The 14,967-nt window shown below is 63.9% G+C and carries 8 protein-coding genes and 1 pseudogene; 3 read left to right on the plus strand and 6 right to left on the minus strand.

Annotated elements, in window-relative coordinates; genetic code table 11:
* The 4 genes and pseudogenes from IEY69_RS20995 to IEY69_RS21010 form a co-directional block, all read right to left on the minus strand.
* Positions 1-502: pseudogene (locus IEY69_RS20995) on the minus strand (IS4 family transposase); the annotation flags it as partial.
* 109 nt (positions 503-611) lie between these two features.
* Entirely contained in the window at positions 612-875 is a 264-nt protein-coding gene (locus IEY69_RS21000; protein ID WP_189075035.1) for a hypothetical protein, read from the minus strand.
* Between the two features lie 333 nt (positions 876-1,208).
* Entirely contained in the window at positions 1,209-4,367 is a 3,159-nt protein-coding gene (locus IEY69_RS21005; RefSeq protein ID WP_189075036.1) for a GAF domain-containing sensor histidine kinase, read from the minus strand.
* A gap of 728 nt (positions 4,368-5,095) precedes the next feature.
* Complete coding sequence (locus tag IEY69_RS21010; protein ID WP_189075037.1) at positions 5,096-5,518, minus strand: response regulator; 423 nt, start codon at positions 5,516-5,518, stop codon at positions 5,096-5,098.
* A 457-nt stretch (positions 5,519-5,975) separates the two neighbouring features.
* Here IEY69_RS21010 and IEY69_RS21875 point away from each other — a divergent pair, with 457 nt between their 5' ends.
* The 3 genes from IEY69_RS21875 (at position 5,976) to IEY69_RS21025 (ending at position 8,585) form a co-directional block, all read left to right on the plus strand.
* Positions 5,976-6,233 carry a hypothetical protein gene (locus IEY69_RS21875; protein ID WP_229784182.1) on the plus strand — a complete coding sequence of 86 codons (258 nt, stop codon included), beginning with the start codon at positions 5,976-5,978 and terminating at the stop codon, positions 6,231-6,233.
* 550 nt (positions 6,234-6,783) lie between these two features.
* Positions 6,784-7,746, plus strand: coding sequence for an EAL domain-containing protein (locus IEY69_RS21020; protein WP_229784183.1), 963 nt, complete (start codon positions 6,784-6,786; stop codon positions 7,744-7,746).
* A complete protein-coding gene (locus tag IEY69_RS21025; protein ID WP_189075038.1) occupies positions 7,719-8,585 on the plus strand; it encodes a sensor domain-containing diguanylate cyclase in 867 nt (288 codons plus the stop codon). The genes IEY69_RS21020 and IEY69_RS21025 overlap by 28 nt, the downstream gene beginning before the upstream one ends.
* A 291-nt stretch (positions 8,586-8,876) precedes the next feature.
* On the opposite strand, the gene IEY69_RS21030 is transcribed toward IEY69_RS21025, so the two are convergent.
* Positions 8,877-12,179: an EAL domain-containing protein gene (locus IEY69_RS21030; RefSeq protein WP_189075039.1), complete on the minus strand. Its 3,303-nt coding sequence runs from the start codon at positions 12,177-12,179 to the stop codon at positions 8,877-8,879.
* Between the two features lie 42 nt (positions 12,180-12,221).
* Positions 12,222-14,531: an EAL domain-containing protein gene (locus IEY69_RS21035; protein ID WP_189075040.1), complete on the minus strand. Its 2,310-nt coding sequence runs from the start codon at positions 14,529-14,531 to the stop codon at positions 12,222-12,224.
* Positions 14,532-14,967: the final 436 nt, after the last annotated feature.

Consider the following 14,967-nt stretch of genomic DNA (forward strand, 5'->3'; position numbering starts at 1 on the left):
ATTCCCGGTCTGCGACCAGCACCTTCCAGCGCGCCGCTGGAAGGTGCTTCAGCAGGCGAGCGACCGGTCGCTCGCGTGTGGATGTGTTGCTGTTGCCACTGTGGGGAATGGCTTCCCAGACGAGAGGAAGCGTGAATCCCTGCAGGACGACACCCAGCACCAGAAGGTTCAAGGGTTGGGTGCCATGCTCCCAGTTCGCACGGTCCATGGCGAAAACCAACTTGCCTGGGGGGAGGAGGGGAAGGAGGACGTCGAGAAACACCTCGCCCGTCAACTGTTGATCCTGAAAGCACCGTTGTAGCCGCTTTTTTCTGGCTTCTGGCGACATGTCGCCGGGAAGGAAAGTACCCAAGCGTCTGTGGCAGGTGGATTGAGCCTGAATCAGCGCTTCAACAACGTCCGAGACACGCTTCAGCGTGTCTCGGCGCAGGAAGGGCAGTCGTGCTTTCAACAGATCGGGCAGACTGGTAGGCTGTTCCGGAGCGGCATCGTGGATCGTCACAGACCAGTGATGCCGCTCTTTTGCTGCTTCGGATGTGACCCAGAGCAGGAATCAGCGAACTGCGTCTCAGTCGATCAAAAATCAAAGATGTCCGGTGCTGAGCCACCTGTCACTGCTTTGGGTGGTCAAAAGAGTAACGCGCCGCCCGAAGTCTCGTAATTAACCGTTCTTCAGCTCCGTCTGGTATGAGTTCAGTCGGTTGCAGAACTGCAAGCAGGTCTGTCCAGTCCGCCAGGTACTGCTCGGCCAGATTCTGAAACGTCAGGTCGCCGTCCAGGCGAGCGCTCACCTCCTCCACCAGCTCGCCGTGTAGCAGGCCAGAGTAATACAGATCCAGGAGGACCAGATCCTCTACCGCCCACTCATCGTTCACACCGCCGAGTGTAGGCGATCATGCCTATCAGATCCTTTCAAAACTGTTAAGCGACGCGTCCCTCCGAAGGGCACGCCGGTATACGTCAAGGGAGCAGGAACTCCACACCCATGACGCCGAAAGACGCAGCGGACCTGGTGAGGGTCTCCTCACAGCAGAATCAAGGAATATTGAAGGGCGTGGTGTTGGCCCTTCAATTGAACTGGGAACCGCTGTCAGTCAGCAACCTGCACCGAGCGCGCGCTGGCAGATCAGGGCTACTGAACCGCAGTGGAGGGCCAACGTAACCTGAGGTCATAACAGATGGCGACCGTCCTGACCGGGCTGATCAGTTTAGCCTATTCCTTCTGGCAGCGCCGCAAGGAGCGTGAACGTGAAGGTGCTCCCTCGACCTTCGGCTGACGTGACCTTCAGTTCACCACCGTGCCGCTCCACGATCTTGCGACTGATAGACAGCCCGATGCCGTTGCCCGCGTAGTGCTCCCGCGTGTGCAGGCGCTGGAAGATCGTGAAGATCCGCTCGTGGAACTGCGGGTCGATCCCTATGCCGTTGTCCTCGACTGTGAACTCGGCCCGGTCGCCCACCTGCCGACCCCTGATCCGCACGGTGAGGGGGCGTTCCGGCGCCGCGAATTTGAGGGCGTTGCCGATCAGGTTCTGAAAAACTTGCCGCACCTGCGAGCGGTCGGCATGCACGTCCGGCAAGCGCTGAATATCCACCTGCGCGCCGCTCTCGTGGATGAGACCGGTCAGGTCATCCAACACCTGGCGCACGAGCGCGTCCGTGTGCACCCTGACCCGGTTCTCGGGCGCCTGATGCACCCGCGCAAACACCAGCAGATCCTCGAGCAGCTGCGCCATCCGCCCGGTCGCCTGCGTGATGAGCCCCATGTACTGCAGGCCCCGCTCATCCAGGGCGGGCGCGTACTTCCGCGCCAAGAGATCCGTGAAACTCGTCACGGTCCGCAGCGGCTCTTGCAGGTCGTGGGAGGCCACGTACGCGAACTGCTCGAGTTCGGTGTTGCTGCGCCGCAATTCCGCGTTGGTGCTTTCGAGGTGCTGCTGCGCAGTCCAACGCTCCGTGACGTCAAGCGCCACGCCCACAACTTCCGTCACCTGACCCCGCGCGTCTAAAACCGGCACGAACCACACTTCGAGAATGATCTGCCGAGCGCTCAGTTCGATGACCTCGTGCACCTCCTCACCCGCGAACGCCTGGTGGAGGCTCGTGATGTGCCGCAGGGCTGGGTCGTGCCTGAAGAGGTCAGGGGCCGACTGCCCGATCAGGTCCTGCGGACGGTCCGACAATCGCCGCGCGAGGTCCCCTTCGAACAGAGTGAAAATGCCCTGGGTGTCCACTGCGAACAGCAGCATGGGTGCATTGGCGACCGCCACTTCAAGGTAATGCCGGGTGCGGCCCAGCGCCTGATTCGCCCGGGCTCCTTCCAGGGCGAGACCAAGCTGACGCACAGTCGTCTCGAGGACCGAGCGGTCTGTGGCGGTCCACCGCCGCACACTGCGCAGCGCCACCGCGAAAATCCCGATGATCTCCTTGCCAACGTGAACGGGGAGCGTGGCCGTAGCCCCGACCTCCAGTGTGAGATCCCCCAGCCCATCGGTGTCGTGATCGTACAGATCCTGGAAGTAGGTGTCTCCTGTGGTCCAGGGAATCACGAGATTCTGCGTCTGCTCGTACAGCAGACCGGCGTCGATGACGGACTGGAGTCCTTCGTCATGCAGGACGCCGACCTGCGACCGGCAACGCCACCGGTCCCCGTCAAGCTCGTAGTAGAGTGCGCACCCTTCCGGCAGCAGGGACAGCGCCAGGGCCTGCGTCTGCCGCAGGAGCGCCGCCGGATCACCGGAGATGGACAGGTCCCGCGTGAGCTCGGCGATGCCCTCCAGGGCTCGGGCGCGGGCCATGAGTTCCGCATTCTGATCCGCCAGGGTCTGCGCGGCAGCGGCGCGTTCCATCGCCAGGGTCAGGCCGCGCGCCACGGCCCGCACCAGCGCCTGTTCCTGCGGCTGCCAGTGCGTGGCGTCCGGCCGGCCAATCCCGAGTATGCCGCGCACCTCCCCGTTGACGATCAGCGGCACGTTCACGCCACTGCCATACCCGTCCGACTCCTCCAGGTTCACGGCCTGCGCGTCCCACAGGTCGACGAACACAGCGGCCCGGGTGCGCAGGAGTTCCGTGATGACCGGGTTCTCCGGAACGCCGGCCTGCAACACGCGGAGCAATTCCGGCGGGAACGCGTCATTCCACGTCTGGATCTTCCACAGATCCTGCTCGGGTTCGAAGTACCCGACGCTGCTGCCTGGGAAGTGCCCTTCCAGCACGGAGATGGCCTGGGCGGCCAGCGCGCGCACGTCGGTGCGCGTGCCGATCGCTTCGGTGTACGCCATGAACGCCTCGAGCGCGCGCGCCGTTTCCGTAAGTTGCTCGTTGCGCTCCACCCGCTCGAACGCCAGGGCCAGGCTCCGGCCCACCGCGCAGAACACACTCCGTTCCCGGTGCGTCCACGCCCCCCGGCGAGAGGATCCGATGATCAGCAGGCCATGCGGTTGCCCGGCCCGACGGTAGGGATACAGGGCCGCCGCGTGGTACAGGCCGGTGGGGGCGCTGGCCTGCGTCTCCGGGTCCCACTGGTCGATGAACACGGCGTCGTCTGCTTCAAAGGGACGCTGCAGGTTCTGCCAGGAGGCGGGCAGGCCGCGCCGCACGGCCGCTCGCGTGTCGTCCTCGACTGTCTCGGAAAACGCCTGGCCTACCCACTGCTGGTCCTGACGCGTCAGGAAGCTGGCATGAACGTCAAGGGTGGCGCTCAGGACCGCGGTGGCCCGTTCCGCCAGTTCCTGCGGATCCAGAACCTGACTGGACGTTTCGGTGAACTGCACGAACGCGTCGAGGGCCGCGCGTTCCTCTTCGAGTTGCCGCAGGTGTTCGGTCCGCTCCAGCGTGACCTGCAGGCCGCGCGTCACAGCCCGGATCAGGGCTTTTTCCCGCTCGGACCAGCGGGCCGACTGCTGCGTACCGACCGCAAAAACAGTATGGACGCGCCCACCAACCACTAGGGGGAGGAACGCCGCGGCGCCGAATTCACTTGCGCCCGGCAGGTGATTGGCCGCCGCGTCCCACCCGTCGACGAAGACGTCTGCCTGGGTGTCGCGCGCTTGCGCGAAGTTCAGCGTATCTGCGGGCACTCCGGCCTGCAGGGCAGCCGCCAGTTCCTGGGGCAGGTCGTCCGACCAGACCCGCGCGATCCAGCGGCCGCCGTCCAGTTCGTAGTAAGCGGCGCTGAGGTGTGGCATCTTGGTGCGCAGGACTTGTTCCGCCTGACGCACCAGCGTCAGAACGTCACTGGCGCCCCCAACGGCCTCCTTGTACGCCACGAAAGCGTCCAACGCCAGGCGATCCTCCTCGAGTTCATGGGTCCGCTGCGCCACCCGGCGATCAAGTTCGTCCTTCTGGATGAGCCGCGTGAGGGACATGGCTACCTGCGCGCCCCAGATGTGCCAAGCAGCCAGGTCCGCTTCGGTGCACGCATAGGGTGAAGTCCATGTGAGGACTGCCACGCCATACACACCCACTGGACCGGTGCAGGGCAGCACCGTTACGGTCGCGGCCAGTCGGTCAGGGACGGCGGCCTGTGCGGCAGCGTCCTGGACCGTCATTACAGCGCCCGCATCAGCAGCGTCCCGCACCGCCTGCGGCGCATACGCGAGCTCTGCTGCAGAGATCCAGGCCGTGTGGTCCGGTCGCCAGCCTGCCTGAAGAGCGTGCACGGCCAGCTCCGTGACGGCGTCTGCATGCTGCGCGACCGTCAACTCTGTCGTGAGGCGCGCGAGTGACATCAGTCGGGCCGTCGGCGTGGCCTGGTCCGGTCTGTCAACCATGGCACGGTGAGGCAACGGGGTAAGTACTGTCATGTCGCGCAGCCTGCTGATTGATCAACCCGCTGGTGACCATCTGAAAAGGGTCGAACTGGGAGCAGCAGAGGGAACACATGATTGGAATGAAAATAGCAGCTGGATCTGCAGTGCGTGGCCGGTCGACGATGATGCCGACAAGCCAAGAAGATGTTCTCTTCAGCAAACTGCCCGTTCGGCCCCTTATCACGTCGGTAGTTAACACCCATCATGATGAACTGCAGACAGCCGACTGGGTGATGTCCACCAGATGTCGAACATCTACTCAGAATGAAGCAGCAACTCAGCGTTCAGGCGTGGCCCTTCGCGTCGTATCGGAGGTGTTCCCAGGTCTCATACAGGTCCAGCATCTGGGCCAATTGGTCAGCGTAACTGAAAGGCTTGACCAGCGAGGTCTGGGCGCCAGCCGCCAGTGCATCTGCATGGTGTTGAGGGTCTGCGCTGCCACTGCGGACCACTACTGGGATGCACTGCGTTCTCTTGGAATACCGCACCGCTGCCAGGAACTCCAGACCACTCAAGCCCGTTAGGTGCAGATCCAGAACGATCAGGTGGGGCAGAATCTCAGTCGAGGCGAGATACTGGAGCGCGTCGGCAGCTGAAGTCCGCGCCGTAAACGACACGTCAAGCAGAGTGTCCGTTAACAGGTCCTCGATGAAAATCAGATCAGTCTCCTGATCGTCTATAAACAGGAGGCGAAGCGGTCCAGACATTGTTCAGAGTATGCCGCTGCTAATGGATGGGGGCAAGACCAGCCTCTCTCGCTCAAGGAGAGATCAGTGAAATGGCGCGGTGAAGCGTCCGGGCAGCGTGTCGTGGACATCGTCCTGGCGATGGTGACCGCGAGGCGTGTGAACCAGAGTGACCTGTGCACCCACCTGACTGTGGCAAGCTCCCTCGAAGCGAAGAAAGGACGGTTAGAACGAGGGTGCCGCGCTCCGCACTTGACCGAACCGGTGTGCCTGGCCTTCCTGCTGGCGCTCCTGCCCCCCGGGACATTGCTCCTCGACATGGACCGTACGACTTACCTTTGAACCTCTTGGTGCTGGGCGTCGTCTTGCACAGGCACACGATGCCGCGCAGTTGGACCGCTCTGACCCACGACGGGAACAGCAGTATGGTGAGGCACTGGTCTCCAGGCTGCTGAAGGCCCATCCAGCGGGCCGCTGGATGGGTCTCGTCGCGGACCGGGAGTTCATCGGTGGAGCGTGGTTCCGGTTCCTGAGACGGAAGGACATCAAGCGGGCCATCCGCATCCGGAAGAATGCCATGGCCGATGAGCTGCGCGTGGACGCTTGGTTCGGTGACCTGAAGGTCGGGGAAGTGAGTTGCGAGCGGGGCAACGTTTACGGCGAGGTGATGCAGGTCGTGGCCACCAGGTCCCCCGCGGGGGACCCAGTGGCCATCGCCACGGATTTCAGCGTGTGAGACACGTGTGTGCTGTACCGGCCGCGCTGGTCAATGGAGTGCACGTTCGCCAGCCTCGAGGTCCGCGGATTTGATCTGGAGCGGACCGGCATCATCCACTCAGACCGACTGGAGCGTGTGTTCGGGCTGGTCACCCTGGGCTGGGCCAGCTGCTTGCGGATCGGAGTGTGGCTCCAGGCGCAGGTTCCGATCAAGGTGAAGGCTCACGCCCGATCGGCCATGAGATGCGGTACGGCGCGGAGCAACTGGGTCACGCCCCGCGGGGGAACCTGTCCGAGTGACCCGAACTGATCAGGCTGCTGAGTACGCCATTTCACGCGCCAGGCGCGACTTGAAGGCAAGATGTCCGGTCTAGAGATCAAGGTCGTTCCTTCATGCAGTCTTGTGTGACCCGAACAGGCGTTTATGGTGCGTATAGCGTATGTTACCTTCCTCCCCGCTACCGCCGACAGGGGCCTGCGAGTGCCAGACTCTTCACTCTGCCCGCCAAGGTGTGGTGGAAGGCCTACTGCTTCACTCGCCGTCAGCGCACGTTCGGCGTTGCCTGGGAATGCACCTGCATGCGACGTCCGCTGAACACGAGTGGAAGCCAGACGGTGTGTGGCTGCCTCACGCCAGTGCGGCGCTGCTGGAGGCCATCCTGGCTTCCTTCACGTCCGCGGAGCGCGCCGAACTCATGGCCGCGCCCTGCGCGGCACCGGACGCACGCCCGGACATCTGGCAGGTGGCTCCACTCGAGCGTTGGGCGCAGCGGCTGAGCACCGACTGGTTTTTTGCTGCGGCGCAGCAACTGCAGTTCCACCTGCAACCCGTAGCTGACCTGCACACCGGCCGAGTCTACGGATACGAAGCGCTCGTGCGAGCGCACTGGAACGGAGCCCTCGTCGGTGCGGGTCCATTGCTGCAAGCGGCGGCAGCTCACGGACAGGCGCGGGCGTTCGACGCGCACGCCCGGCGCGGGGCCATCCAACAGGCCTACCCACAACTCCAGCCGGAGGAAGTGCTGTTCATCAACTTCGCGCCTGGGGTGGTGTACAACCCGGATGTCTGCCTGCAAACCACGTTCCAGGCCTGCCGGGACGTGGGCGCCGACTTCAGTCATCTCCTGTTCGAGGTCACAGAGAGTGAAGCCTTCCCGGACCTGCACCTGCTGGGCCGCATTCTGGAGCGCTACCGGGCCGAGGGTGCCCAGGTCGCGCTCGATGACCTGGGTGCCGGGCACACCAGCCTGACGTTCCTTGCGCAGTTGCGACCGGACCTCGTGAAGCTGGACCGCGCCCTCATCCGGGACCTGCACGGTGCGGATCCACGTGTGCCGTTGATTCTGGCTTTGATTCAGTACGCGCATGATCTGGGGATCCGTGTGGTGGCAGAAGGCGTTGAAACCGCCAGTGAACTGACGCTGGTGCGTGAACTGGGCGCCGATTACGCCCAGGGATACTATCTGGGCCGCCCCACTCCTACTCCATCTGGGCTTCGGGATGAGTGTCTTACCAACTGGAAGCAGCCATGACTGCGGTCCATGCGCCACTGGCGCTTCCACCGAACGAAGTGGTGTGGCAGTTGCTGAACGTGATGGACATTGGCCTACTTATCACTGATTCGGCGCGGCGCATCCTGTATGTGAATGAGGCGTTCACACGGGAGTCAGGCTATCGGCTGGAAGATGTGCGTGGTCAGACCTGTGCGGCGCTCCAGGGACCCGAGACCAATCCTGTGGACATTGAGGTCATGCGGAAAGCACTGGACCGGGGGGAGGGCTTCACCCGGGTTGTCCTGAATTACCGTAAGGACGGTCAGCGCATGCGGTACCGCGTGCGGGTGCAGCCGCTCTATGAGAATGGAGTTCTCCGGTATTTCGTCGGCGTTCAGGAGGATTACACGGAGATGCACGCGCTACTCGAGCGGCTTGAACGGTGGGCTCACGTGGACAGCCTCACGGGGCTGGGCAACCGCCGGGCATTTGATCACGCGCTTGATCGGGCGCTTGAGGATGCGAGCGGCGTTCAGTTGGTTCTACTGGACCTCAATGACTTCAAATTGATCAATGATGAGCAGGGGCATCAGGCGGGAGACCGGCTTCTGGTTGGGGTTGCGCAGACTCTGACTGGCGTCCTGGCTGGTGAGGGGTCAGTGTACCGGCTGGGCGGCGATGAGTTTGCGGCGCTGCTACCTCTGGCTGCTACGCATGTGGCCACACGTCTTCATGGCGCTCTGGCGTCTTTGAGACCAGAGTCTGTGAGCGCAGCCATAGGCCTAGCTCATGCTCCAGCCGAGGCGCGCACAGCTTCGGCGCTGTTCCGGCTGGCCGACAGTAGAATGTATGAGCAGAAAGTGTACAGGCGGAGCTAAACGCGTTCCCGGCCGCTACTCGTGACGATGTGACATGGTGAGATTCAAGTTGGCACTGCGCCGTTGAGGTGAATTGAGCAGATGGGGGGCATGTATCAGATGCCGCGCCTCATCCAGCGTCACCAGTCCTTCGAGTCGTCCTGCGGTTTGAACAGTCCTGTTCATCCTTCTGGTAGGGAACTCGAGCACCTATACATTCGAGCGCACCATTTGTCCCTCTTCATAAGTGACCACGTCGCCTTGCAGTCAGCGAGTCAAGCTTGCTACGCCATTGATTCATCCTCTGAACGATCAATCGCCCCAGACCTGCTCGACATCATTCGCGTTCAGTGGGCGGGCCAGGTAAAATCCCTGCCCTAGCTGACAACCCAGCTCAATCAGGAGGCGTCGCTGCGATTCGGTTTCGATGCCCTCGGCGACAATCTCCATGGAGAGCGACTCGGCCAGAGTCACCACGCTGCGCAGTAGGGCTTCCCGCCGCGTGTCGCCTTCCAGGCCCCAGACGAATGATCGGTCCAACTTCAGTAGGTGAAAGTCCAGTGAGTGGAGGGTGGAGAGACTGGAATACCCGGTACCGAAATCATCCAGCGCAAGCCGAACACCCATCGCGCGGAGTTCTTCACACTGACGCCGGGTTCGCGCCACGTCGCGCATGACGGTACTTTCTGTAATTTCGAGTTGAAGCATCTCTGCGGGCAGGTGTGCTGCGCGCAGCGCCGCCCGCGTCACCTGCGCAAAATCGGCATGAAGGAACTGGAGGGGGCTGACATTCACCGAGACGCGAACGCGACGACCCGCGCTGCGCCACCATGCGGTCGCCTGACGGACCGCGGCGTTCAGTACCCATTCACCCAGCTTGAGAATCTGCCCGGTGTCCTCCGCCACCGCGATGAACTCTGCTGGGGAGACCACACCGAGCACGGGACTGTGCCAGCGAGCCAGTGCCTCAACCGCGACCAGGCGCCCCTCATTGAGGGTCTGAATAGGCTGGTACTGGAGGTGCAGCGCGTCGCGCTCCAGCGCGCTGCGTAGTTCCAGGCTGACCTGGTGGCGCCGTTCTCGCTGCTGAGCCAGCTCAACGTCGAAGAGGCTGAGGGTATTCCGGCCGCTGCCTTTCGCCCGGTACATGGCCAGGTCTGCACCACGCAGGAGATCCCGCACCGTGCGGCCGTCCGCGGGGGCCACGGTCACGCCAATACTGGCCGCCAAGTGAAGGTCATATCCGCTCACGGTGACCGGTTCACTCAGGTGCTGTAGGACGCGGTCGGCGAAGACAGCCGCCTCCTGTCTGCTCTGAACCGGGATCAGCATGCCGAACTCATCTCCACTGAGCCTCGCGGCCATACTCTGAGGTTGATCCCCGAGAAGTTGCGTCAATCGGGCCGCCACATGTTCGAGGACTTCATCACCCACCTGGTGGCCCATCACGTCATTCACGTCTTTGAAGTGATCGAGGTCCAGCAGCAGGACCGCCCAGAGGGAAGCTTCGCTGCTGCCGTCGAGGGCCGCCGTCAGGCGAGCCGCGAAGGACCGCCTGTTCGGAAGACCGGTCAATTCGTCACGGGCAGCTTGACGTTCCAGTTCCCGTTGGAGATTAATCTGGTGGGTCACGTCCTGAATGGACATAACTGCCTGCAGCGCCCCTCCCACGGGTGTAGGGAGTGGCGTGGCATGGACGGACCACCAGGTGACTGCCCCTCCGTTCTGGTGGCCCATAATGTCCCCGAAGATCCGTTCTCCCTGAAGCGCGCGGCTGGAGGGGAGACGTTCGGGCGAGATCGGGAGATGGTGCTGATCGACAAAGTCGAGTTCGGTCAGCGGCCGCCCAGTCTGATTGTCAGGCATCCGCAGCATCTGCCGAGCGTTGTCGTTCAGGAAAGTTACGTTGCCGTCCGGCTGGATCAGGACGACGCCCTCCTGTAGCGCTTCGATAATGGAGCGGGCGTGCGCTTCACGTTCAGACAGGTTCCGCAGGAGTTCGGCGCGCTCCAGGGCTGCCCCGAAGAGCCCGGCCACATCCTGCAGACGGGCAGGCCGCGGGTCAGCGACGTGAAGGTCGTCGAGAAGCGTTATCAGCAGCGCGGCGGTCCACTCGCTGCGGGTGGGCAGCACGAGCAGGTGGGTGCGCGGATGGTTGGGAAGGTCATGCAGCGTCCCGCGCGCCCGTAGGAGCAGGTCACGCTGCATCGGAACGGGGCTGATGGGTGGCGTCCCGAAGGAGGCCAGCATCACACAGTCCCTGGACGCAGCAGAGCACGTCAGGAGCGCGACGTGCGCAGCCTCCATCAGACCTGCCGTTTCCTGAATGATCCGGTTGGCCAGGGTCGCCGGTTGGGTGTCGTGGGCCAGCACTTCAATCAGGCGGTGCCGCTCCGCGAGCACCTGAGCGCGTTCCTGTTCTTCCGTCACGTCCTGGACCACGCCCATCAGCACGGGTCCGCCGTGCGCCGGGGACGGGAGCGGGATCACATTCGAAACGATTGCCCGGTACGCGCCGTCTGCCCGGCGGACGCGGGCGTGCAGGCGGAACGGTCCACCCTGGCGCTGCCCCTCGATCATCTGACGGTGCAGGTCAGGACGGTCTGCCGGGTGAATCGCATTCAGCCAGCCGTCACCCAGTGTCTGCTCGTCCGTCTGACCCGTGTACGCACTCCAGGTGGGCTGCGGCTCCGTGATCCAGAGGTCGGCATTGGATGTCCACGTGAACGCACTCGTCGCTTCTGTAAGCAACCGGTACCGTAATTCGTTCCGCCGCGCCTGCTCGTACAGCCGGGCGCGGGAAATAGCCTGAGCGCAGTGCGTGGCGAGTGTCGTGAGAAACGTCCGTTCGGGCTGATCGAACCGGCGTGGCTGCTCGTAGCTGAAGGCCAGAACTCCCAGGACCGGGCCGCCGTTCACCTGGAGCGGCAGGCAGGTGAGACTGTGAAACCCCGTTCGGGCGCGCAGGTCCGCGAATCGCTCGTGGGCCTCCTCAGCCGTGAGGAAGAGCGGCTCACCGGTGCGCTGGACGTGCGCCATGGGCAGATCCAGGTTGGTTGAGAAGGTCGCCCAGCGCTGCGTCAATGGTGCCTCGTACCCGAGGTGGTGGGTCAGGGAAAGGGTCTGCCCCGCCGCGTCCGTCAGCGCAATGACACCCCCGTACTGGCCCCAGTCACTCCGCGCTGAGTGCAGGATGGCGTGCGCCACTTCGTCCGGCGTGGCTGCAGCGTTGAGCAGCGCGTTGAGCGCCAGGAGATTGTCGTGATACTGCTTCGCCCGCTTCTGCTCGGTAACGTCTCGGAATAGAACGCCAATCCCTTCAGGTGTGGGAAAGATGCGCAATTGTGTCCACAGATCGAGGGGTGGGTAGTACTCCTCACATTGAACCTCAACGCCCTCGTGCATGGCGCGGCGGTACAACGGTCCGAATCGCTCAACGGTATCGGGATAGACCTCCCAGATGACCTGGCCAAGCAACTCCTGAGCCCGCCGGCCCAGCACGTTCAAGGCGGCTGGATTGACGTACAGGTACCGCCACTCATGATCAAGAGCGAGGTAGCCGTCCGATATGACATCCAGATAATGCGGGGGAGGCATCGGGAATTGCTCAGACATGAAGATCTCCAAGTGCCGGTAGGAACTGCGTGGGTGCTCAGGCTAACACGGCGGCATCTCGTCGGCTGGCGCGGGACGAGCCAGCAGGTAGCCCTGCATCCCGTCACACCCCAGGGCCTGCGCCAGGGCCCGTTGTCCTTCCGTCTCAATGCCTTCAGCAACCACATGCAGCGAAAAAGCCCGCGCAAGTGTGACCGCCACCCCAACCATCACCTCAGCGGCCGCGTCCTGCACGAAGGACCGATCAATCTTCAGCGCGTCAATCGGCAGCCGTCTCAGCAGACTCAGGCTGCTGTGCCCGGTCCCAAAGTCATCCAGGGCAATCCGGATGCCCAGGGCCCGCAGATCGCGCAGCTGGGCGACCGCTGCGTCCGGGTCGCGGAGCACCGCGCTTTCCGTGAGTTCCAGGATCAGCTGCCCTGGGGGGAGACCGGTCGACCGGAGGGCCTCCCGAACCGTCTTCACGAAGTCCGGCTGTTCGAACTGCAACGCGCTGACGTTGACGCTCATCGTTACGGCCCGGCTCACCTGCCACAGGGTAGCCTGCCGGCAGGCTTCATGCAGCACCCACGTGCCGAGCGGTACGATCAGCGCGGCCTCCTCCGCCACCGGAATGAAGGTCCCCGGTGAAATCAGGCCCTGTGTGGGGTGCGCCCAGCGGATGAGCGCCTCGAAGCCCGTCACCAGACCACTTGAAACGTCAAACACCGGCTGGTAGTGCAGCAGGAATTCTCCCCGGGTTAAGGCCGCCCGGAGGTCCCGTTCCAGGGCCAGTTGCGCGGCCGTCTCACTGCCCATGGCGAGGTCGAACGTCTGGACGCCGTTCCGGCCGGCCTGTTTGGCGCGGTGCAGGGCGATGTCAGCGTGCTTCTGTACGGTGATCACGTCTACGCCGTCACGCGGCGCGAGCGCCACCCCGAACGACGCGGTCACATGGACGACGTGACCGTCCACCTCAATGGGCGCAGTCAGACCAGTCCGGAGCTTGTGGGCGACGCGCGTGGCGTGCCCGGGTTCGCCCAGCGAGCGGAGGATGACGCTGAATTCGTCCCCGCCTGTGCGGGCCACGACGCCGCTGTCCGGCACGGTCGCGCGGAGGCGGCGGGCGACCTGCTGCAGAACCCGGTCGCCCACGTCGTGCCCGAGTGCGTCGTTGACGACGGCGAAACGGTCCAGGTCGATGAACAGCACGCTGAACGGATCATCACCGGCCACGGCGAGACGACGGTCAAGTTCCGCCTGAAACTGCGCGCGGCCCGGCAGGCCTGTCAGGAGATCGTGCCGCAGCTGTTCGACCAGGTGATGCTGCGCGGCAGCGAGATGCTCTGCCATCTGAGCGAGCTCTGCCGTTCGGGCACGCTCCGCCTGAGATTCACGGTGGAGCATCTCGGTGTGCAGTTGCACGCTGAGCACCCGGGCTTTGCGGTCGAGGTCCTGCACCCGCCGCGCGCCGTCCAGGGCCTGCACCGCCCGGCCGTGCGCGTACGCCTGCTCCCATCGGCCCTGCCGGGCGTGCACGTCGCTCAGGTGCCCGAGGGCGAGCCGCTCCTGTGGAACCCAACCACAGCGGCGGGCTTCCTCGAGGGCCCGTTCGAGGAGCGCCTGCGCTTCACTCAGCTGGCCGGTCTCCAGCAGGACCTGCCCCTGCGTGATGCGGAAATGGGTGAGTTGCTCGCGGGTGGCGTACTGTTCCGCCACTGGAAGACACTGCGCGCCGACCTGCGCGGCCTGCTCAGCCTGTCCAGTTGCGACGAGGCTGGCCATGACATTTACGTGCAGTACCACCTCGTGCTGGTGGAGCCCGTGCGCGCGGATGAAGGGCAGGTGCGCCTGGGCTGTCCCGATGACGTCACCGTGCCGCTCCAGCTCATGCAGGGCGAAGACGACATTCACGCCCGCAGCGGATTGCAGGGGAACGTGTTTGGCGCGCGTCGCGAATTGCTGCATCTCCCGGTAGGTGTGCAGGGCGAGTTCATGATCGCCGAGTTCCGACTGGAGCGCGCCGATGTTCCCGAGCGTCCGGGCCTGACCGACCTCATCCCCGTATGCTTGCGCCGCGTGCAGACTGGCGAGGTGGTGTTCCATGGCGTCCCCGTACTGTCCGTCTGCGCGGGCCACGAGCCCCAGGCCGTTGAGGGCCCGCGCTTCTGTGACGCCGTCTTCAGCCGCCACGGCGGTCTCCCGACCCTGCGCGAACGCGAGTCGGGCGCCCTGGATCTCCCCCTGGGCGAGGAGGGCGCCGCCGAGTAAGATCAGCGCGCGGGCTGTGCCGCGCGCGTCTCTCACCTGACTGGCCAGCTCGTGCGCTTCCTGAACCAGGATCAGCGCCGCAGCCGGGTCTGTCGGAATCAAGATTTCAGCAGCGTCCAGCCTCGCCTGGACAGGGGCTGGTTCCTCTCCAGCTGAACCGAGGCGGGAAAGGTCAAATCGGAGCGCCACACCTGACGATACACCGTCACGCTGGATTGACAGGCAGCGGCCAGAGTCTTCGGTCAGGGTTGAAAGAGGCGAGCGGCCTTCAGTGTCGTGCCGCACGCCATCGAGATGCGACGAACTTCTCAGTTCGGTCGCGGTCAACGCGCGTGATTACCGCTGGTCACGGCCTCACCAGCCTCCGCAGATCGGCACTCCAGGGCGTCTGGCTGGCGCTGGATCCTTCAAATATTCCTGCTTTGGGTTGCTCCAGTCGGTCCTGGATCAACTGTCTCGCTCACTGGCGTTTAAGCAGGCTTTTATCTTGACGCGAGGTCTGGAATCAGGAGTTGAAGAGCGAGCAGCGGATCAAGGG

The organism is Deinococcus sedimenti, from assembly GCF_014648135.1.
Taxonomy (GTDB): domain Bacteria; phylum Deinococcota; class Deinococci; order Deinococcales; family Deinococcaceae; genus Deinococcus; species Deinococcus sedimenti.

Coding starts and splice junctions, on each gene's coding strand:
- IEY69_RS21005 (WP_189075036.1), bottom strand. CDS start 4,367: ATGTCCCTCACGCGGCTCATCCAGAAGGACGAACTTGATCGCCGGGTG.
- IEY69_RS21010 (WP_189075037.1), bottom strand. CDS start 5,518: ATGTCTGGACCGCTTCGCCTCCTGTTTATAGACGATCAGGAGACTGAT.
- IEY69_RS21875 (WP_229784182.1), top strand. CDS start 5,976: ATGGGTCTCGTCGCGGACCGGGAGTTCATCGGTGGAGCGTGGTTCCGG.
- IEY69_RS21020 (WP_229784183.1), top strand. CDS start 6,784: ATGCACCTGCATGCGACGTCCGCTGAACACGAGTGGAAGCCAGACGGT.
- IEY69_RS21030 (WP_189075039.1), bottom strand. CDS start 12,179: ATGTCTGAGCAATTCCCGATGCCTCCCCCGCATTATCTGGATGTCATA.